Origin of the sequence: Mesorhizobium sp. M0292 (assembly GCF_040321695.1) — a bacterium.
Classification (GTDB): Bacteria; Pseudomonadota; Alphaproteobacteria; order Rhizobiales; family Rhizobiaceae; genus Mesorhizobium.
The window spans coordinates 135,334-152,845 of record NZ_JAMYSB010000012.1 but is presented as its reverse complement, the minus strand read 5'-3'; the positions used below and the strand labels follow the sequence as shown (position 1 = coordinate 152,845).

Below are 17,512 nucleotides of genomic sequence, written 5' to 3'. Positions count from 1 at the left end.
TTGGTGCGCTGCATTGGGTCAGCAGCAAGTTCGGCAGACTTGACCTTCCGGCGCAGTCGGGCGCCAATGCGATCGGGTCTGTGGTTTGGGGAGAAAAATGCGGACGATCATCTGCGCTATTGCGCTACTCTTGTCGGCCGCTGCGGCTTCCGCATCGGGCGGCGTCTGGTGTTCCGTCGATGACAAAGCGGTGCAATTCGAGGTCGGCGCCGGGGTCACCAGAGGTATGGGCGGCCCGACCTTCAATTTTCGCGGCGATCTCGAGATACTTGGCCGGCCGGAAGGCGACAGTCTGCGCAAGACCGTCTTCGAGGATTCCGACCTCACCCAGTACTGGCTGGACGACAAGGAGTTGCGGCTGAACGTCTACCACGAGCATCAGCTCGGAGATAAATTCAACTCTGTCGAACTGACGATCCTGACCAAGACCAGTGACGAGGGCGTCTATGACGGCCGGTACACGCTTGCCGTCTACGACAACGCCGCCGACACGGAACAGGACGGCAAGCCGAAAGAATTGACCGGCAAGGTGTCGTGCGGAGCCGAATAGGTCACGCCGAGATATCGATGACGCCGCAGTCGCCGGCGGCACTGCCGAAGGCGACCCGGCGCTCTTCCTTGTCCCACATCATCGCGGTGATGGCGCCCATGCCCGGGCGGCGCAACAGCACCTCTTTGGCATCGGTAAAGCGCACCGCCATGACCATGCCGTCATCATAGCCGACGGCGACGACATCCTGGCTCGGATGGCAGGCAACCGATGTCACCATGGCGTTGCCGCGCGTGCCGAGCTCCAGCGGCGCCTTGCCCATCGGGCCGTCCTTGCCCGAAAACGGCCAGACGATCGCCGCCGGCGCGCCGGAACTCGCCAGCCACTTGCCCTTCACGCTCCACGACAGGCTTTTGACCTTGCCGGGATAGCCGGTCATGCGCATGTGCTTGCCGTCGGCGAGCTTCCAACCATGCAGCGCGTTTTCCTGCATGGTGGTGACGAGGAAGGCGCCATCCGGCGAGAAGGTCACGCCGGTATGGGCGCCGGCCCATTCCAGCTCCACCGGTCTGCCCTCGGCGGCCGGGAAATGCAGCGTCGCGCCATTGTAGCGGGCGACGCCGAAGCGCATGCCCTTGGGGGAGAAGGCCAGCCCCTCGACCGAACGTGGATGGGCAAACTCTTTGGTCTTGCCGTCGGCAAAGCGCACGAACGCAGTCTTGCCTGTGGCATAGGCGATAGCGCCTTGCGGCCCGGCGGCGACGCTGGTGATCCACTTCTTGCCGGCGCTGGCGAGTTCGCTGACATTGCCGCCGGCGGCAACGGCAAAAATCTTGCCGTCCTCGCCGCCGGTGATCAGGCGGTCGTTGGCGGCGTCATGGAACGTGGAGAGCAGGCCGTCATTGGCCTGAATTGTCTTGTGGCCGTTGTCGAGCCTATGAACTGTCCCATCGGCGAGCGCAAAATGCGGCACGTTGTCGAGGAAGACGGCGGCAAGGCAGTGACCTTCCAGGTCGAGGGGAGCAACTGTGGGCATCAGGACCATTCCAATGAAGCTGTCACCACTCCCGGGAAGCCACTGAGGCGGCCAGGCCTGGCGTCAACCTTCTCCCCTTGTGGGAGAAGGTGGATCGGCGCGCAGCGCCGAGACGGATGAGGGGTGTTGAACGGATCGCCGTCGGTGCCGAGCTGGAGCACCCCTCATCCGACCTCGCTTCGCGAGGCCACCTTCTCCCACAAGGGGAGAAGGAAGAGCGGGCAGCGCTAGCGCCATAGAGTCCGGAAATCAAGCCGCCTGGCAGGCGTCAAAGCTCTTCTTCAGCCGTTCGGCGTCAAGCTCGCGGCCGATGAACACCAGCCGGCTCTCATGCTTTTCGCCGTCTTTCCAAGCGCGCTGGTGGTCGCCTTCGATGATCATGTGCACGCCTTGGATGACATAGCGCTCGTCGTCGCCCTTGAGCGCGATGATGCCTTTCAGCCGCAGGATGTTGGGACCTTCCATCTGAGTGATCTTCTCGATCCACGGGAAGAATTTCTTCGGGTCCATCTCGCCGCCGCGCAGCGACACCGACTGCACGGTCACGTCATGGATGTCGGAGGGATGCGCGTGACCGTGATGATGATGGTCGTGATCATGGTCGTGGTGATCGTGGTCGTGATCATGGTGGTCGTGATCATGATCGTGCGCCTCAAGGAAATGCGGGTCGTTTTCCAATGCGCGCGACAGGTCGAAGGCGCCGCGGTCGAGCACTTCGGACAGCGCCACGCCGGCGCGCGTGGTGCGGTGGATCCTGGCCGCCGGGTTGATGGCGCGGATGGTGGCCTCGACCTTGGCCAGTTCTTCGGGCGTAACCAGGTCGGTCTTGTTGAGCACGACGACATCGGCGAAGGCGATCTGGTCCTCGGCTTCCTTGGAATCCTTCAACCTGAGCGGCAGGTGCTTGGCGTCGACCAGAGCCACGACAGCGTCGAGTTTGGTCTTGGAGCGCACGTCGTCGTCCATGAAGAAGGTCTGCGCCACCGGCACAGGATCGGCGAGGCCGGTGGTCTCGACGACGATGGCGTCGAAGCGGCCGGGACGGCGCATCAGGCCTTCGACGACGCGGATCAGGTCGCCGCGCACCGTGCAGCAGACGCAGCCATTGTTCATTTCGTAGATTTCCTCGTCGGATTCCACGATCAAATCATTGTCGATGCCGATCTCGCCGAATTCATTGACGATGACGGCATAACGCTTGCCATGGTTTTCCGACAGGATGCGGTTGAGCAGCGTCGTCTTGCCGGCGCCGAGATAGCCGGTGAGAACGGTCACGGGGATTTGCGTCTGTGCTTCGCTCATATCTTGCCTCGAAATGGCTGGGCCACGGAATTGCGGGCCGCAAGAAGGGATTGTTGGCCTGATATAGGATGTGTGCCGGCCTTTTGCACGAGGCAAACCGCCTGGGTGTTTGACCCAGGATTGACGAAGCGGATGGGTAGACCCGAGAGGCCGAGTGCGAGGGATGCCGACCATCAACGTGTCGCCGGAAACGCCTCTTCGTTGACCTGTGCTGAGCCGCGCCGCGTCAAACCGTTGCAATCGCCTTGGCGGAAACTCGTTTGTCATCTAACTGAAATAAACATCTGGCATCACCATTTCGAGCACCACAAATGCTTGCCGGCAAAGCTGTTTCGAAAGCCGGAATCTTTTGGATCGTCGATTGCCAACCGGCCGGCTGCGTCTATGCTGCACGCACCGGTACGGCCGAAGAGGGATCACCATGGCCAAGGCGGACAAGACTGCAACGATGAGCCGGCTGCATTCGGCGGCAAGGCTGGCAAGGACCGCGCTGGCGGCGCGGCTTCTGGCGCACGGCTTCTATGCCGGCCAGGACCAGATCATGCTGACGCTCGACCGCGAGGACGGCCAGACGCCCGGCAATCTCGCCGGCCGCCTCGGCGTGCGCCCGCCGACCATCACCAAGACCATCAACCGGCTGCAGGCCCAGGGCTTTTTGGAAAAGCGCGCCTCTTCCGCGGATGCACGCCAGGCGCATATCTTTCTCACCGACACCGGCCGCGAGATCATCCACGCCATCGAGAAGTCGGTGAAGAAGACCGAAAAGCAGGCCTTGAAGGGCCTCGACAAGAAAGAACAGAAGACGCTGTTCAAGCTGCTCGCCCGCATCGAGGCCAATTTGTCGAACGAGGAGCTGGTGCTCGTCGACGACGACGCCGACATCGACGACTGACCGGCACGGCGGCCGCGTGTCTTGAGCTAGGCCGCCACCGAAGGGCCGCGCACCAGCGCCGACCAGCGGCCGGGCGTCAGGCCGAATGCTTTCTTGAAATGCCTGTTGAAATGACTCTGGTCGCTGAAGCCGGCGCCAACGGCAATCTCGGCCAGCGGCTCGCCCACCTCGATCATCCGTCTTGCCTTTTGCAGCCGGCGCATCAGCAGGAACCGATGCGGGCTGGTGGAATAGGTCGCGCGAAAATGGCGTGACAGCGCATAGCGGTCGAGCCCGGTGACGGCTTCCAGCTCATCGGAACGAACGGACCGCTCGGCATTCTCCTCGAGATAGCCGCGCGCCAGCGCTGCCGCACGCGAGGCCGACTTCCCCATCGGCTTTGCTTTCTGTCCCGCATGACGCCCCAGATGCTGCGCCAGCTCCGCAACGAAATCGGCGACGAACAGCTCGTCCAGTTCCTCATCGAGCGGCGACAGGGCCGAAAGCAGCGTGCCACGCAAGGCAGGATCGCTGACCACAGCATCCCTGACGAAAGGCAGCGGCGCGCCGTCGAGGCAGTCGAGCAGCAGTGAGGGTTCCAGATAGAGGATCCGGTAGCGCAGACCATCCTCGGTCCCGGCGCCGCCATCGTGCACTTCGTCGGGATGCAGCACGATAACCTGGCCGGGCAGGCTGTGGTTGACAGTGCCCCTGTAGTGGAAGCGCTGCACACCGGAAAGCGTCACGCCGACGGCAAGTGTATCATGACGGTGTAGGTCGAAGGCGTTGCCATGGAAATGCGCCTCGATGCGCTCGATGCCAGCGGTAACAGGCGCCGAGACGATCCGGTCTTCATCCGCGCACGAACGTCCAAGACCCTGTGTCGCCTCACCGTCTAGATCGTGCGTCATCACCTATCCCTGCCCTTCATGGGCGTGCTCCGGAGTCCTCATTTTGGTGTTCGATACGAAATTTGCAATCGTGCTGCGGGACGATCTCGCCGTCTGGCAAAAGCTCAACGTCACGGCCTTCCTGACCAGCGGCGTCGTCGCGCAATTCCCCGACATTATCGGCGAACCCTACCGCGACCGCGCCGGCAACCTTTACAATCCTCTGTCGATCCAGCCGGTCATCGTGCTTTCGGCCGATGGGCCGACGCTCAACTCCATCCACCGGAAGGCGCTGGAGCGGGGCGTGACGGCGTCAGCCTATGTCGAGGAGATGTTTGCCACCGGCTTCGATGCGGCCAACCGCGCCGTCTTCGCCGAGTTCGGCCCTGAGGACGCCAAGATCGTCGGCATCGCGCTGCGTGCCGACAAGAAACTCGTCGACAAGATCACCAAGGGCGCCCGCATGCACGCCTAATTCAGCAGGAAGCGTGTAACGGCGCTCATGAATTCAGTCGGCCGCTCGACGTTCAGCATATGGACGCCCGGAAGCAGTGTAAGCGTGGCGCCGGGGATGCTGGCTGCGATCGCCTCGCTGTGGCTTGCCAGCGTTACCTTGTCGTCTTCTCCACCGATCACCAGGGTGGGGGCGGTAATGAGGGAGACAGTCCGGCGCAGATCGCAATCGCGTACGGCGGCGAAGCATCCCGCGAGACCTTGGGGCGGCGTCGCCAGGACCATCGCGCGGAACGCGTCGACGGTTTCGTTTGGGCCGGCAAGCATCGAGGCGGGAAACCAGTTGTGCATGAACATGTCCGCGGCGGCCGACATGTTGCTCGCAGCAAGGACAGTACGGATCTGCTCGTCAAAGTAAGAAGCCGGCCCGAGATGTGGCGAGGTGTTGGAAAGGATGAGACGCTCGATGCGGTCCGGGGCATGGATACCCAGCCACTGCCCTACGAAGCCGCCCAGCGACAGCCCGCAGAAATGCACGCGGGCGATCTGAAGCGCATCCAGCAGCTCAAGGACGTCGCGGCCCAGCCGATCGAGCGAATAGGCTCCGGCCGGAGCATCGGAACTGCCGTGGCCGCGCAGATCATAGCGCAGCACCCGGAAAGATCCGGCAAATTCCGCAAGCTGCCGGTCCCACATATGCAGGTTCGTCGCAATGGAATTCGAGAGCACAAGCACAGGGCCGGCCCCCGCCAGCTGATAGGCGATCCGGCAGCCGTCGCCCGTCGTAAAATAAAGCGTGTCAGTCATCTGGTCCTCATCTCACCCTGGCGAAAGGAGTTCGATGCTCCCGCCGCCCTTTGAATGAGCCACCCTAGGCCTCGTAATTATCCAGGAAAATTACTATGATTGGACAATCTCAGTAGGTTTTGGCGATAATGAATGGTCTGAAACTCCACGACCTACGGTGCTTTGACGCCGTGGCAAGCGAGGGCAGCTTCCAGGCGGCCGCCCTTGCCTTGAACCGATCGCATCCATCCGTCTTCGCCGCTGTCGCACGCCTCGAGCAGTTGCTCGGGCTCACACTTCTCGACCGCAGCGGATATCGGGTGGGGCTGACGGAGGCGGGCCGCGAGTTTCACGCGCGAGCGCAGTTGACATTGCGCGAGCTCGACCATCTGCGAACCTATGCGGGCCAGTTGGCGAGTGGCGAGGAGACGGTCCTGCGTGTGGTCGTGGGTGATCTGTGCCCGCGACCGCAAATCCTGCCTATGCTCAGCGGCTTCTTTGCCGAACGCACCGGGACACGCCTGCACCTGGAGTACGAGGCGGTCGGCGGTCCGCTCGAACGGTTGATGGAAGGCGAGGCTGACCTCATCTTCCATCGCGCGGATCCTTCCGATCCGCATCTCGAGCGGATCCATCTCTGCGCGGTGCCCCTCGTGCCGGTGGTGGCGCCTGGGTTCCTTCCGTTCGCGCCTGGCCGCGAGATTGCGCCGGAGCAGATGCGGCCCTTCACCCAGTGCGTGATCCGCGACACGGCGCGGCGGCCGTCGCCGGAGAGCTATTTCCTCGTCGACGGTGCGCATCAGTGCTCGGTGCCGGATCATCTGATGAAGAAGGAACTGATCCTTCACGGATTGGCCTGGGGCCATCTGCCGGCATGGCTGATCGAGGACGAACTGCGGGATAGGAGGCTGATCTCGATCGCTGGTGCACATCTGCCCGGCCGGACGGAGACCCTGGCGGCGGTGCGCCGGCGCGACCGACCGCATGGACCCGTCGCCCAGGCGTTGTGGCTTCATCTCCAGGCGCAAGTGGCATCCGGCGAGGCGCTTTAGCCGGCATAGGATCGGCCCGCGCTGAGCCTGCGCGCGGCTCCTGTTGTGCCAGTCGCTTTTGGCTTGCCGGGCGCAGGCGATTGCCGCAAAGGTTAAGCGTTGATCCTCCCTGCCCGGCCTGACATTTGAACGTTCCCGCAAAATCAGACGAAAGCGCAACGCCGCCCGCGGCGATGCTGTTCATGCTTTCGACCTATGTCTTTTTCACCTTTCTCGACACCTCGAGCAAATATCTGGTCCTGGCCGGCGTCTCGGCGCTGATCGTCGCCTGGGCCCGCTTCACCGTCCATGTCCTGCTTGTCGGCGTCTTCCTGCGCGGCTGGCGCGAGCCGTCGCGCTTCCGCGCCAACAACCTGCCGGCCCACATCCTGCGCGGCGGTCTGCTGTTCGGCTCGACTATGTGCAACGTCATGGCGCTCAAGACCCTGCAACTGGCCGAGACCACCTCGATCTACTTCTTCGGGCCGATGGTGATCACCGCCCTTGCCGGACCGCTGCTTGGTGAATGGGCCGGCTGGCGGCGCTGGCTGGCAATCCTGTCGGGCTTTGTCGGCGTGCTCGTCATTACAAGGCCGGGCATCGGCGTGTTCGGCATCGGCCATCTTTTCGCGCTCGGCTCGATGCTGTCGAACAGTTTTTACGTCATCATGACGCGGCGGATGTCAGCCAGCGAAACCTCGGAAAGCCTGATCCTGTTTTCGGCGCTGGCGCCGGCCGTGCTGCTTCTGCCGATGCTGCCGTTCTCGCATGGGCTGCCGCAGGATGGCTGGCACTGGTTCATACTGGTGATGCTGGGCGTGTTCGGCGCCGGCGGCCACTGGCTGCTGGTGCAGGCCTACCGCCTGGCGACCACCACGGCGCTGGCGCCGTACCCCTATTCGCAGATGGTCTGGATGATCCTGTCCGGCTGGATCATCTTCCACCAGTTCCCCGACCGCTGGACGCTGGTGGGTGCAGCCATCATCGTCGCCAGCGGCCTTTACATCATCCATCGCGAGCACCGTTTGCGGCTGCGCAATCGCACGACCGTCGATGTCGAGGCGGAGGCTCTGGCGAAAAAACTTTGATTTGCTCCGAATCCGATGGCATAACGCCGCATTTAAAAAATTTAAAAAACTCGGGGAGCCAAGGGCTGGCACAAAAGATCAAGCTTTCGACGATCGCGGATGCGCTTGGCGTCTCCACGGCCACCGTCTCCCTCGCCTTGCGCGACAGCCCGCTGGTCGCAGGCGCCACGCGTGACCGCATCAAGGAGCACGCGCGGGCCATCGGTTATATCTACAATCGCCGCGCCGCCTCACTGCGCACCTCGCGCTCGGGCATTGTCGGCGTCGTCGTGCATGACATCATGAACCCGTTCTTCGCCGAGATCCTGCGCTCGATCGAGAGCGAACTCGACCGCAGCCGGCAGACCTTCATCCTGTCCAATCACTACGACCAGCTGGAAAAGCAACGCACCTTCATCGATACGCTGCTGCAGCTCGGCGCCGACGGCGTCATCATGTCCCCGGCCATCGGCACGCCGGCCTCCGACATCGTCATGGCCGAGGAAAACGGCCTGCCGGCGGTGCTGATCGCACGCAGCGTGGAAGGCGCCGACGTGCCGGTGTTTCGCGGCGACGATGCCTATGGCACGGCACTTGCCACCAATCATCTGATCTCGCTGGGGCACAAGCGCATCGCAATGATCGGCGGCACCGACCAGACCTCGACCGGGCGCGACCGCTACCAGGGCTATCTCAACGCCATGGAGGCCGCCGGGCTTGAGGTCAGGCCGTCCTGGCGCATCGCCGGGCCGCGCACCAAGCAGGGCGGATTCGAGGCGGCTGGACAGTTTCTGGCGCTTAAAGACAAGCCAACCGCCGCTTGCTGCTGGAATGATCTGGTCGCCATCGGCCTGATGAACGGCATTGCCCGCGCCGGCCTGGTGCCGGGCGCCGACATCTCGGTGACCGGCTATGACGATCTCGAGGAGGCGGCAATCGCGACACCGGCGCTCACCACAGTCTGGAATGGCCAGCGAGAGGTCGGCCGCCGTGCCGCCAGCGCGCTGCTCGACAAGCTGAACGGACAGACGGTACGGCCGTCACAGGAACTGATCAAGCCGGAACTGCATGTGCGCCAGTCGACCGGCAAGCCGGTGGAGCGTGCATGACCAAGACTGATGCGTTGCAGACCGTCGCCGTTCTGGTGCCAGGACATTTCAACGACCATGCGGTCGAGCGCATCGACCGCACCTTCAAGCGGGTCAAGATAGAGCGCGCCGATCCCGCCCTGGTCACCGACGAGATGCGCCATGACGTGCGCGCCATTGCGTCCTTCGCTGGCGTCAATGCGGCATTGATGGATGCATTGCCCAACCTCGAACTCATCGCCTCCTTCGGCGTCGGCTATGATTCGGTCGATGCCGGCCATGCGGCCAAGAAAAACATCATGGTCACCAACACCCCCGATGTTTTGACCGAGGAGGTCGCCGACACCACGATCGGCCTTTTGCTCAACACCGTGCGTGAACTTTACAAGGCCGAGAAATGGCTGCGCGACGGCAGTTGGGTGAAGAAGGGCAACTATCCCCTGAGCCGGCTGACCTTGCGCGGTCGGCATGTCGGCATTTTCGGCATGGGCCGCATCGGCCTTGCCATTGCGCGCCGGCTGGAAGCGTTCGGGCTGCCGGTGGCCTACCACAACAGGCGCAAGGTCGAAGGTCTGGCTTATGAATACCACCCGACGCTGAAGGGCCTTGCCGAAGCGGTCGATACGCTGATTTCCGTAGTGCCGGGCGGCGCTTCCACGGAGAAGGCGGTCAATGCCGAAATCCTGGCGGCGCTTGGCGCCAACGGCGTTTTCGTCAACATCGGCCGTGGCAGCACGGTCGACGAGGCAGACCTCGCCGCAGCGCTTGCCAACGGCACCATCGCCGCGGCCGGGCTCGATGTTTTCGCCGATGAACCGAATGTGCCCAAGGCTTTGCTGGACGCGCCAACCTCGCTTTTGCCCCATGTCGGCTCGGCCTCGCACCATACGCGCCGCGCCATGGCGGATCTGTGCGTCGACAATCTGGTATCCTGGTTCAGCGAGCGCCGGCCACTGACCCCGGTGCCTGAGACGGCGCAAGTCAAGCCACGAAGCTGAGCGGCTCTCTGCCACACTCGTTAACGTCGGCTTAACGCTTTGGAATCATTCTGCATCTGCGCCGGGGGGCGCGGAGTGCAAGATGACGAAAGTTCCGGCATTGATTGCGGCAGCGGCACTTTTCGCCGGCTTTCAGCTGTTTCACGGCGGCAGCAGTGAAAGTTCGGCCAATGAAGCAAGGCCGGCAACCACCTTCAGGCTGGTCGCCAATGGCGACGAAGGCGACTGCGCGGTTAGCCGCGGCGCCGCGATTGACGATGGCCTGTCGCTGTTGGCCGTGGCGCCGAGTTGCCGCGGGTTGCTGCCGGGGATCGAGCGGGCAAAATTCTGGCGAGAGGGCGAGGACGGCACAATCGCGTTCAGCGCCGACGGCACCGACCCGATCGTCACCTTCTCGGTTGCGGATGGCGACGGCTACGAATCCTACGCTCCGGCCACGCCGCTGCTTTCGCTGGCGACAACCGGCGAACGGGATCAATCCGCCGGCAATTGATCGTCGGGATTTATTCCGCCGCCGCCCGTGCACCGGCCTTCGCCGCCGCATGCAGCCGCACCGCATCGCCGAAGGCGCGGAAGATCTTGGCCGAGTTGCCGTCCGACTTGACCCAGTATTCGGGGTGCCATTGCACGCCGACGGCGAAGGCGCGGGCGTCCTTCACCGAAACCGCCTCCACCGTGCCGTCGCCGGCAACCGCCTCGACTTGCAGCTTCGAGCCGAGCCGGTCGATGCCTTGGCGGTGCAGCGAGTTGACCTTGATGTCGCCGGCGCCGAATACACCGGCCAGGCAACTGCCCGGCTTGATCGAAATGGTCTGGTGAATGGCGAAACGTTCGTCCTGATTGTCGCTCACCTGCGCGCGATGGTCCAGCGAACCTTCGCGCTCCTGGATCTCGGTGCCAAGCGTGCCGCCTAGCGCCACGTTCAACTCCTGGATGCCGCGGCAGATGGCAAGCAGCGGCACGCCGCGCTCGATCGCCTTGCGGATCAGCGGCAGCGTGGTGGAATCGCGCGCCGGGTCGTAGGGGCCGTTGGCTTCGCTGGCGTCGCCGCCATAGAGCGATGGATGCACGTTGGACTTCGAGCCAGTGACCATGACACCGTCGACCGAAGACAACAGCTCGTCGAAGTCGAGCCGGTCACCGAATGACGGCACCAAAAGCGGGAACACGCCGGCGCCGGAAAGTGCTGCCTCGATATATTGCTGCGGGACGGCATGCCAAGTGTAGTTGTCGAACTGACGGACGTCGGTTGATATGGCGACGAGCGGCTGGTGCATTTTGGGTCCGGATTCCATTTGGAGCGAAGCGAATAATCTATTGTGCCTGCAAAATAGGCGATCCGAAGGCGCTTTTCCATGCCAAGTTTCGCCATCTCGCATGGGCCACGCGCGACCGTTAGACTATAGTTGCAGGCCGGGCGCGCGCCTCGCGGATTTGTCATTAGCGCCGCCTCAAATCCCGCCGCCATGCTGGACTCGACCCCTTGCCCGTGTATTGTTTCGGGCAAATCGACAGCGGGCGCGAGGAGATGTCCCTGATGTCGGTTTGTTGGTCCAAAAGGGAGGTTCTGCATGGATCGTCGTTCATTCATCCGCAAGGCCGGGGTCACCGGCGTGGGCGCCGCGGCGGCTGCCGCGACGCTAGCCGCACCGGCAATCGCCCAGTCCAATCCGAAAGTGACGTGGCGGTTGGCGTCATCCTTCCCCAAGTCACTCGATACGATCTATGGCGGCGCGGAAGTCTTCTCCAAGATGCTGTCGGAAGCGACGGACGGCAATTTCCAGGTCCAGGTCTTCGCCTCCGGCGAACTCGTGCCCGGCCTGCAGGCCGCCGACGCCACCACTGCCGGCACTGTCGAGGCCTGCCACACGGTGTCATACTATTACTGGGGCAAGGACCCGACATGGGCGCTCGGTGCGGCAGTGCCGTTCTCGCTCAACGCGCGCGGCATGAATGCCTGGCACTATCATGGCGGCGGCATCGACCTGTTCAACGAGTTTCTTGCCACGCAGGGTCTTTTCGGCCTGCCCGGCGGCAACACCGGCGTGCAGATGGGCGGCTGGTTCCGCAAGGAGATCAACACCGTCGCCGACCTGTCCGGCCTCAAGATGCGCATCGGCGGCTTTGCCGGCAAAGTGGTGCAGAAGCTCGGTGTCGTGCCGCAGCAGATCGCCGGTGGCGACATCTATCCGGCGCTGGAAAAAGGCACGATCGACGCCGCCGAATGGGTCGGCCCCTATGACGACGAGAAGCTCGGCTTCTACAAGGTCGCGCCCTATTACTACTATCCCGGCTGGTGGGAAGGCGGCCCGACCGTCCATCTCCTGTTCAACAAGGCGAAGTACGAAGAGCTTTCGCCGGCCTACAAGTCGCTGGTGCACACGGCCGCGCACGCGGCGGACGCCAACATGCTGCAGAAATACGACTACCTCAATCCTGCAGCAGTCAAGCGGCTGGTGGCCGGCGGCGCGAAATTGCGCCCGTTCAGCCAGGACATCATGGCCGCCTGTTTCGAGAAGGCCAATGAGGTCTACACCGAAATGGAAGCCACCAACGCACCGTTCAAGAAGATCTGGGACTCGATCAAGGGCTTCCGCAAGGAGCACTATCTGTGGGCGCAGGTGGCCGAGTACAATTACGACACCTTCATGATGGTCCAGCAGCGCAACGGCAAACTGTAGGCTGGGATCTGTCCCTTCTCCCCGTCACTATACGGGGAGAAGGTCCCGGCAGGTGGATGAGGGGCGGCGCAAACTTCGGCGATTGATCGCCTTGGGCTTGGTAGCCGCCCCGAAATTATAGCTTATCTCTCCAAGCGTTGACGCTGCACCTCACCTGCCTGCCGGCATCCTCTCCCCGTATAGTGACGGGGAGAGGGACGCGGTCATCGTCGTTTCGCCAATCGCCAACGTCGCAGGATTGAGGCTGCCCTTCATTCCCTGCCCGGCACCACCAACACCTTGACCTCGCCGGGCGCTGCCGGATTGGCGATCACCGAGGCGGCTTCCTCCAGGCCGACCTGCCTTGAGATGAGCTTGTCGATCTCGATTGCGCCGGACGCGACAAGGTCCGCCGCCCGCCTGTGGGTGAAGGGGTTGATGAACGAGCCGAGAACCTTCAGTTCGCGAAACAGGATGTCGAACGGTTCGAAGGGCACTTTCACGCCTTGCGGCATCACGCCGACGATCACCACCGAGCCGCCGGACTTCGCCAGCCGCATCGATTGTTCGACGGTATCGGGGACACCGGCGCATTCGAGCACCACGTCGGCCCCGCCGGGCACAAGACCGGCTGGGCCGGCGATCGCCTCGATCGGGTCGACCGCGTTTGGGTCGACCGTCGCCGTTGCACCGAGTTCTTCAGCGAGCGCCCGGCGGGAGGCCTGCCGCGTCGACAGGATGATGGTCGCCGCTCCTGCGAGCCTCGCCAATTGCACGGTAAGCAGGCCGATGACGCCGCCACCAAGCACCACCACGGCAGCGCCGGGTCTGATTCCGGCGAGGTCGACAGCGTGCAGGCAGCAGGCCAGCGGCTCGCAGAAGGCGCCATGCGTTGGCTTGAGGTTCGCAGGCAGAAGAAAGGCCTGGTTCTGCGGCATCACGACGTAGTCGGCGAAGCCGCCGTCGCGATGGATGCCGATGGCCCTGAGATTGCTGCACAGATTGACGCGGCCGGCTCGGCAATGACTGCAGCGTCCGCAGAAGATGTTGGGATCGCCGGTAACACGGTCACCGATGGCGATGCCGGAAACCGCGTCGCCGACAGCCTCGACGATGCCGCAGAATTCGTGACCAAGCGTCACCGGCGGGCTCGAAGGGAATTCGCCGTGGAGGAGGTGACGGTCGGTGCCGCAAACGCCGCAGGCTTCAACGCGCACCAGAACGTCCTGCGGTCCCGCAACAGGCTTGTCGACCTCCCGTAGCGCAATGCTGGCCACGGCTTCCAGGCGCACGGCTCTCATGACATCCTCACTCAGGTTCTCAGTGTTCACACATCAGTTGAAGTTCGGCGGCTGCGACAGGTCGGTCGCCGGCGGCGCCGGCTTGGCGGGCGGCGTCTCGCCGAAATTCGGCGGCTGCGAGAGATCGTTCGACGGTGGCGCCGCGGGTGATGGGCCACCGTTGGCTGGTGGTGGTGTGCCGAGAGGCGCAAGGCCTGGCATATCAGGCAAGTTGATCTCGATCGTTCCCGGATCGACGGCCGCACCCTTGTAGCGCATGACCATTTGCGGGAAGGCGATGGTCAGCCCGATCATGATCACCTGGATGCAGACGAAGGGCACGGCGCCCCAATAGATCTGGCCGGTGGTCACCGGCGCGATCTGCTTGCCGGTGAGGCGATCGAGATAGGGCACGCGCGCGGCGACAGAGCGCAGGTAGAACAGCGCAAAGCCGAAAGGCGGGTGCATGAAGCTTGTCTGCATGTTGACGCCGAGCAGCACGCCGAACCAGATCAGGTCGATGCCGAGCTTATCGGCAGCCGGCGCCAAGAGCGGTACGATGATGAAGGCGAGCTCGAAGAAGTCGAGGAAGAAGGCGAGCACGAAGACCAGGATGTTGACGCCGATCAGGAAGCCGACTTCGCCGCCCGGCAGCGACGTCAACAAATGCTCGACCCAGACGTGGCCGTTGACGCCGTAGAAGGTCAGCGAGAACACCCGCGCGCCGATCAGGATGAACAGCACGAAGGAGGAAAGCCTGGTGGTCGACGCCAGCGCCTGCTTGATGACATCCAGCGACAACCGCCCCTTCATTGCCGCCATCGCCAGGGCGCCAACCGCGCCCATGGCGCCGCCCTCCGTCGGGGTTGCGATGCCAAGGAAGATGGTGCCCAGCACCAGGAAGATCAGTGCCAGAGGCGGGATCAAAACGATGATCACCTGCTGCGCCAGCCTGGACATCATGTTGATGTTCAGGCCCTTGTCGGCGATCGCCACGATGTAGATGAGGATCACGCCGATGCTGGCGCCAAGGATGTCGGCATTGTCGCCATGCGCCGGCTCAAGGTAGCGATAGGCCGCATAGGAAGCCGCGACTGCCACCAGCAGTGCCGCGAGCAGCGACAGCACGCCGTGGCCAAGCGTGCGGGCCGCCAGCGGCAACGCCGGCATCGAGTTCGGCCGGACGATCGACATGATCAGGATGTAGAGCGTGTAAAGGCCGGTCAGCACCAGGCCGGGGATCAGCGCGCCGGCATACATGTCGCCGACCGAACGGCCGAGCTGGTCGGCCAGAACGATCAGCACCAGCGACGGCGGGATGATCTGGGCGAGTGTGCCGGATGCCGCGATGACGCCCGACGCCAGTCGTCGGTCATAGCCGTAGCGCAGCATGATCGGAAGCGAGATAAGTCCCATGGCGATGACCGAAGCCGCGACCACGCCAGTGGTCGCGGCAAGCAGCGCACCGACGAAGATCACCGCATAGGCAAGGCCGCCGCGAACCGGGCCGAACAGCTGGCCGATCGTGTCGAGCAGGTCCTCGGCCATGCCCGATCGTTCCAGCACGATGCCCATGAAGGTGAAGAACGGGATTGCCAAGAGCGTGTCGTTCGACATCACCCGGCTGCCGTAGAAATTGTCGGGCAGCGCATGCAGCAGCGGCCACGCCAGGTTGATCGAGCCGCCCGAATAGGGCGACAGCACGACACCGATGAAGAAGAACATCAGGCCGTTGGCGGCGAGCGAGAAAGCGACGGGGTAGCCGATCAGCAGGAAGATGATCAGCGAAGCGAACATGATCGGCGCCATGTTCTGGGCGATGAACTCGATCATGGGCGCGCCTCCTGGGCGAGCGCCTTGGCTTCTTCGGCAAGGGCTTTCGCCTCGAGCTCGGCCTGTTCGTGCACCGAGATGAACGGATTGGGATCGTCCATGTCGCCGCGCATGATGGCGATCTTCTTGATGATCTCGGAGATGCCCTGCAGCGCCAGCAGAAAGAAGCCGACGAGCAGGATCGCCTTGGCCGGCCAGATGATCAGGCCGCCGGAATTGTTCGACATTTCGCCGCTGCGGAACGACAGCGACACGTAGGGTATAAAATAGATCACCATCAGCGTCACGAACGGCATCAGGAAGAAGACATGGCCGAGCAGGTCGATCCAGTGCTGCACGCGGCGCGACCACATGCCGTAGACGATGTCGATGCGGATATGGTCGTTCTGTTTCAGCGTGTAGGCGGCGGCCAGCATGAAGGCGGCGCCGAACAGGTACCACTGCAGTTCCAGCCAGGCATTCGACGAGACGTCGAAGACCTTGCGGATGATGGCATTGGCGGCGCTGACCAGGATTGCCAGCAGGATTAGCCACGATATCCACCGGCCGATGAACTCGTTCATACGGTCGATCGTTCTGGATAGAGCGAGCAGCCCTGCCATGCATTTCCTCCCTGAGGTCGAAGGCGCGCCGGCTCCCCTATTTTCCGTCGCGCCGCTGTGGCCCAACGGTATGCCGTGCGTGGTTCGGCGGGTCAACATGGCATGGGCGCGATCAACGCCGTCGTGACGGGAGGCAGGGGATAAGTGCCGACCGGCTGCTGCGTCATGCAACCAAAGTCTGACAGCGGATGCGGCGATCAGGCGATCTTCTGCTGGTCGCGGCCGGGACCGATCAGCACAAGTGCCGCGACCAGGAACAGATACATCCAGCCATCGCGCCATTCGATCGGGAAATAGCCGGCCCATAGCGACTCCGCCATGCCGAAGGCGGCCGCACCGAGCGCGGCCCGAGGCGGAGAGAGATAGCCGCCCACCGCCGTCACGAACAGGATTTTCAGCCCGTAGACGAGGCCGGAGCCGAAGCTGACATTGCCGTAGTAAAGGGCGGCCATGATTCCGGCCAGCGCGGCGCAGAAACCGCCGAACAGCACCGCATGCCGGAACACTGCGCGCACGTCCACGCCGCACATGGCAGCCGCTTTGGGATCGTCGGAGACGGCGCGCCAGCGGCGGCCGAAGCCCGAGCGGGCAAACGCCCATGCAGCGAGCATGATTGCCGCCAGAACCACCGCGCAATCGATGAGCTGGATCAGCGTCAGCGTCGCCTGGAAGCCGGCATCCTGAGCAAAAACGATGGGCTGCGCCAGCATCGGCGGCAGCCACCAATCATGCGTGTCGGCGGCGATACGGCTTGCTTCCGACAGCACCAGCAGGATGCCGAGCGTCGTCACCACAATGGCATTGGGCGTGCGGTCGGCCAGCGGTTCGAAGACGCTGCGCGACAGCACGTGGCCGATCAGCGCGGCATAAAGGAAAGCCGTGACGACGCCGAGCACCACTGCCGCCAGCAAGGTCAGCCACAATACCTGATAGCCGAAGGCCACGGTCAGGATCATCGTCTGGCCGCAAAAGGCGAACAGCGCGCCATAGGCGAGATTGGTCCGGTGCAGGATGCCATTGGTCAGCACGTAGCCGAAGGCAAGCAGCGCATAGAGCGCGCCGGAATGCAGCCCGTTCAGCACCTGCTGGAAGAAATAGAGCATAGACAGCTTTCCGGGCGCCGGA

At 63.4% G+C, this 17,512-nt stretch carries 18 protein-coding genes; 9 read left to right on the top strand and 9 right to left on the bottom strand.

Features of this window, described 5'->3' with window-relative positions:
• Nucleotides 1-97 precede the first annotated feature (97 nt).
• Nucleotides 98-550: a hypothetical protein gene (locus tag NKI96_RS19970; protein ID WP_023683507.1), complete on the top strand. Its 453-nt coding sequence runs from the start codon at nucleotides 98-100 to the stop codon at nucleotides 548-550.
• A gap of 1 nt (nucleotide 551) precedes the next feature.
• On the opposite strand, the gene NKI96_RS19965 is transcribed toward NKI96_RS19970, so the two are convergent.
• Complete coding sequence (locus tag NKI96_RS19965) at nucleotides 552-1,526, bottom strand: WD40 repeat domain-containing protein (RefSeq protein WP_023711331.1); 975 nt, start codon at nucleotides 1,524-1,526, stop codon at nucleotides 552-554.
• Between the two features lie 249 nt (nucleotides 1,527-1,775).
• The gene (locus tag NKI96_RS19960) at nucleotides 1,776-2,828 is read right to left on the bottom strand and encodes a CobW family GTP-binding protein (protein ID WP_023703656.1); all 1,053 of its coding nucleotides are present in this window, start codon (nucleotides 2,826-2,828) and stop codon (nucleotides 1,776-1,778) included.
• A 421-nt stretch (nucleotides 2,829-3,249) separates the two neighbouring features.
• On the opposite strand from NKI96_RS19960, the gene NKI96_RS19955 reads away from it, so the two are divergent.
• Nucleotides 3,250-3,720 carry a MarR family winged helix-turn-helix transcriptional regulator gene (locus NKI96_RS19955; protein ID WP_023694717.1) on the top strand — a complete coding sequence of 157 codons (471 nt, stop codon included), beginning with the start codon at nucleotides 3,250-3,252 and terminating at the stop codon, nucleotides 3,718-3,720.
• A 26-nt stretch (nucleotides 3,721-3,746) separates the two neighbouring features.
• On the opposite strand, the gene NKI96_RS19950 is transcribed toward NKI96_RS19955, so the two are convergent.
• On the bottom strand, nucleotides 3,747-4,610 hold the full coding sequence (locus tag NKI96_RS19950) for an AraC family transcriptional regulator (RefSeq protein ID WP_352805727.1): 864 nt from the start codon (nucleotides 4,608-4,610) through the stop codon (nucleotides 3,747-3,749).
• Nucleotides 4,611-4,656: 46 nt separating this feature from the next.
• On the opposite strand from NKI96_RS19950, the gene NKI96_RS19945 reads away from it, so the two are divergent.
• Nucleotides 4,657-5,064: a DUF2000 family protein gene (locus NKI96_RS19945; protein WP_023694715.1), complete on the top strand. Its 408-nt coding sequence runs from the start codon at nucleotides 4,657-4,659 to the stop codon at nucleotides 5,062-5,064.
• Here the strand turns inward: NKI96_RS19945 and NKI96_RS19940 are convergent.
• Entirely contained in the window at nucleotides 5,061-5,849 is a 789-nt protein-coding gene (locus tag NKI96_RS19940) for an alpha/beta fold hydrolase (protein ID WP_023689240.1), read from the bottom strand. The two genes, NKI96_RS19945 and NKI96_RS19940, sit on opposite strands and share 4 nt — an antisense overlap.
• A 128-nt stretch (nucleotides 5,850-5,977) precedes the next feature.
• On the opposite strand from NKI96_RS19940, the gene NKI96_RS19935 reads away from it, so the two are divergent.
• The 5 genes from NKI96_RS19935 (at nucleotide 5,978) to NKI96_RS19915 (ending at nucleotide 10,505) form a co-directional block, all read left to right on the top strand.
• Nucleotides 5,978-6,880 (top strand): LysR family transcriptional regulator, encoded by a 903-nt coding sequence (locus NKI96_RS19935; RefSeq protein WP_023694713.1) that lies wholly within the window; start codon nucleotides 5,978-5,980, stop codon nucleotides 6,878-6,880.
• A 182-nt stretch (nucleotides 6,881-7,062) separates the two neighbouring features.
• Nucleotides 7,063-7,947, top strand: coding sequence for a DMT family transporter (locus NKI96_RS19930; RefSeq protein ID WP_352447225.1), 885 nt, complete (start codon nucleotides 7,063-7,065; stop codon nucleotides 7,945-7,947).
• A gap of 65 nt (nucleotides 7,948-8,012) precedes the next feature.
• Nucleotides 8,013-9,035, top strand: coding sequence for a LacI family DNA-binding transcriptional regulator (locus tag NKI96_RS19925; protein WP_352805761.1), 1,023 nt, complete (start codon nucleotides 8,013-8,015; stop codon nucleotides 9,033-9,035).
• Nucleotides 9,032-10,012: a 2-hydroxyacid dehydrogenase gene (locus tag NKI96_RS19920; RefSeq protein ID WP_352805724.1), complete on the top strand. Its 981-nt coding sequence runs from the start codon at nucleotides 9,032-9,034 to the stop codon at nucleotides 10,010-10,012. The genes NKI96_RS19925 and NKI96_RS19920 overlap by 4 nt, the downstream gene beginning before the upstream one ends.
• Before the next feature lie 82 nt (nucleotides 10,013-10,094).
• Nucleotides 10,095-10,505: a hypothetical protein gene (locus tag NKI96_RS19915; RefSeq protein ID WP_023695942.1), complete on the top strand. Its 411-nt coding sequence runs from the start codon at nucleotides 10,095-10,097 to the stop codon at nucleotides 10,503-10,505.
• A gap of 10 nt (nucleotides 10,506-10,515) precedes the next feature.
• Here NKI96_RS19915 and NKI96_RS19910 read toward each other — a convergent pair whose 3' ends face one another.
• Nucleotides 10,516-11,289: a gamma-glutamyl-gamma-aminobutyrate hydrolase family protein gene (locus tag NKI96_RS19910; protein WP_023695941.1), complete on the bottom strand. Its 774-nt coding sequence runs from the start codon at nucleotides 11,287-11,289 to the stop codon at nucleotides 10,516-10,518.
• Between the two features lie 294 nt (nucleotides 11,290-11,583).
• Here NKI96_RS19910 and NKI96_RS19905 point away from each other — a divergent pair, with 294 nt between their 5' ends.
• Nucleotides 11,584-12,693: a TRAP transporter substrate-binding protein gene (locus tag NKI96_RS19905; protein WP_023695940.1), complete on the top strand. Its 1,110-nt coding sequence runs from the start codon at nucleotides 11,584-11,586 to the stop codon at nucleotides 12,691-12,693.
• 251 nt (nucleotides 12,694-12,944) lie between these two features.
• Here NKI96_RS19905 and NKI96_RS19900 read toward each other — a convergent pair whose 3' ends face one another.
• From NKI96_RS19900 to NKI96_RS19885, 4 genes are all read right to left on the bottom strand, one after another.
• Complete coding sequence (locus NKI96_RS19900) at nucleotides 12,945-13,973, bottom strand: zinc-dependent alcohol dehydrogenase family protein (protein ID WP_023695939.1); 1,029 nt, start codon at nucleotides 13,971-13,973, stop codon at nucleotides 12,945-12,947.
• A 33-nt stretch (nucleotides 13,974-14,006) separates the two neighbouring features.
• Nucleotides 14,007-15,785 (bottom strand): TRAP transporter large permease, encoded by a 1,779-nt coding sequence (locus NKI96_RS19895; protein ID WP_023695938.1) that lies wholly within the window; start codon nucleotides 15,783-15,785, stop codon nucleotides 14,007-14,009.
• On the bottom strand, nucleotides 15,782-16,387 hold the full coding sequence (locus tag NKI96_RS19890) for a TRAP transporter small permease subunit (RefSeq protein WP_023671348.1): 606 nt from the start codon (nucleotides 16,385-16,387) through the stop codon (nucleotides 15,782-15,784). Before NKI96_RS19890 ends, NKI96_RS19895 begins: the two co-directional genes overlap by 4 nt.
• 197 nt (nucleotides 16,388-16,584) lie before the next feature.
• Nucleotides 16,585-17,490 (bottom strand): branched-chain amino acid ABC transporter permease, encoded by a 906-nt coding sequence (locus NKI96_RS19885; protein WP_023695936.1) that lies wholly within the window; start codon nucleotides 17,488-17,490, stop codon nucleotides 16,585-16,587.
• Between the last annotated feature and the right edge of the window lie 22 nt (nucleotides 17,491-17,512).

Excerpts from the sequence above, each read along its gene's own strand:
- NKI96_RS19970 (WP_023683507.1), top strand. The coding sequence starts at position 98 with ATGCGGACGATCATCTGCGCTATTGCGCTACTCTTGTCGGCCGCTGCG.
- NKI96_RS19965 (WP_023711331.1), bottom strand. The coding sequence starts at position 1,526 with ATGCCCACAGTTGCTCCCCTCGACCTGGAAGGTCACTGCCTTGCCGCC.
- NKI96_RS19960 (WP_023703656.1), bottom strand. The coding sequence starts at position 2,828 with ATGAGCGAAGCACAGACGCAAATCCCCGTGACCGTTCTCACCGGCTAT.
- NKI96_RS19955 (WP_023694717.1), top strand. The coding sequence starts at position 3,250 with ATGGCCAAGGCGGACAAGACTGCAACGATGAGCCGGCTGCATTCGGCG.
- NKI96_RS19950 (WP_352805727.1), bottom strand. The coding sequence starts at position 4,610 with ATGACGCACGATCTAGACGGTGAGGCGACACAGGGTCTTGGACGTTCG.
- NKI96_RS19940 (WP_023689240.1), bottom strand. The coding sequence starts at position 5,849 with ATGACTGACACGCTTTATTTTACGACGGGCGACGGCTGCCGGATCGCC.
- NKI96_RS19935 (WP_023694713.1), top strand. The coding sequence starts at position 5,978 with ATGAATGGTCTGAAACTCCACGACCTACGGTGCTTTGACGCCGTGGCA.
- NKI96_RS19930 (WP_352447225.1), top strand. The coding sequence starts at position 7,063 with ATGCTTTCGACCTATGTCTTTTTCACCTTTCTCGACACCTCGAGCAAA.
- NKI96_RS19920 (WP_352805724.1), top strand. The coding sequence starts at position 9,032 with ATGACCAAGACTGATGCGTTGCAGACCGTCGCCGTTCTGGTGCCAGGA.
- NKI96_RS19915 (WP_023695942.1), top strand. The coding sequence starts at position 10,095 with ATGACGAAAGTTCCGGCATTGATTGCGGCAGCGGCACTTTTCGCCGGC.
- NKI96_RS19910 (WP_023695941.1), bottom strand. The coding sequence starts at position 11,289 with ATGCACCAGCCGCTCGTCGCCATATCAACCGACGTCCGTCAGTTCGAC.
- NKI96_RS19905 (WP_023695940.1), top strand. The coding sequence starts at position 11,584 with ATGGATCGTCGTTCATTCATCCGCAAGGCCGGGGTCACCGGCGTGGGC.
- NKI96_RS19900 (WP_023695939.1), bottom strand. The coding sequence starts at position 13,973 with ATGAGAGCCGTGCGCCTGGAAGCCGTGGCCAGCATTGCGCTACGGGAG.
- NKI96_RS19895 (WP_023695938.1), bottom strand. The coding sequence starts at position 15,785 with ATGATCGAGTTCATCGCCCAGAACATGGCGCCGATCATGTTCGCTTCG.
- NKI96_RS19890 (WP_023671348.1), bottom strand. The coding sequence starts at position 16,387 with ATGGCAGGGCTGCTCGCTCTATCCAGAACGATCGACCGTATGAACGAG.
- NKI96_RS19885 (WP_023695936.1), bottom strand. The coding sequence starts at position 17,490 with ATGCTCTATTTCTTCCAGCAGGTGCTGAACGGGCTGCATTCCGGCGCG.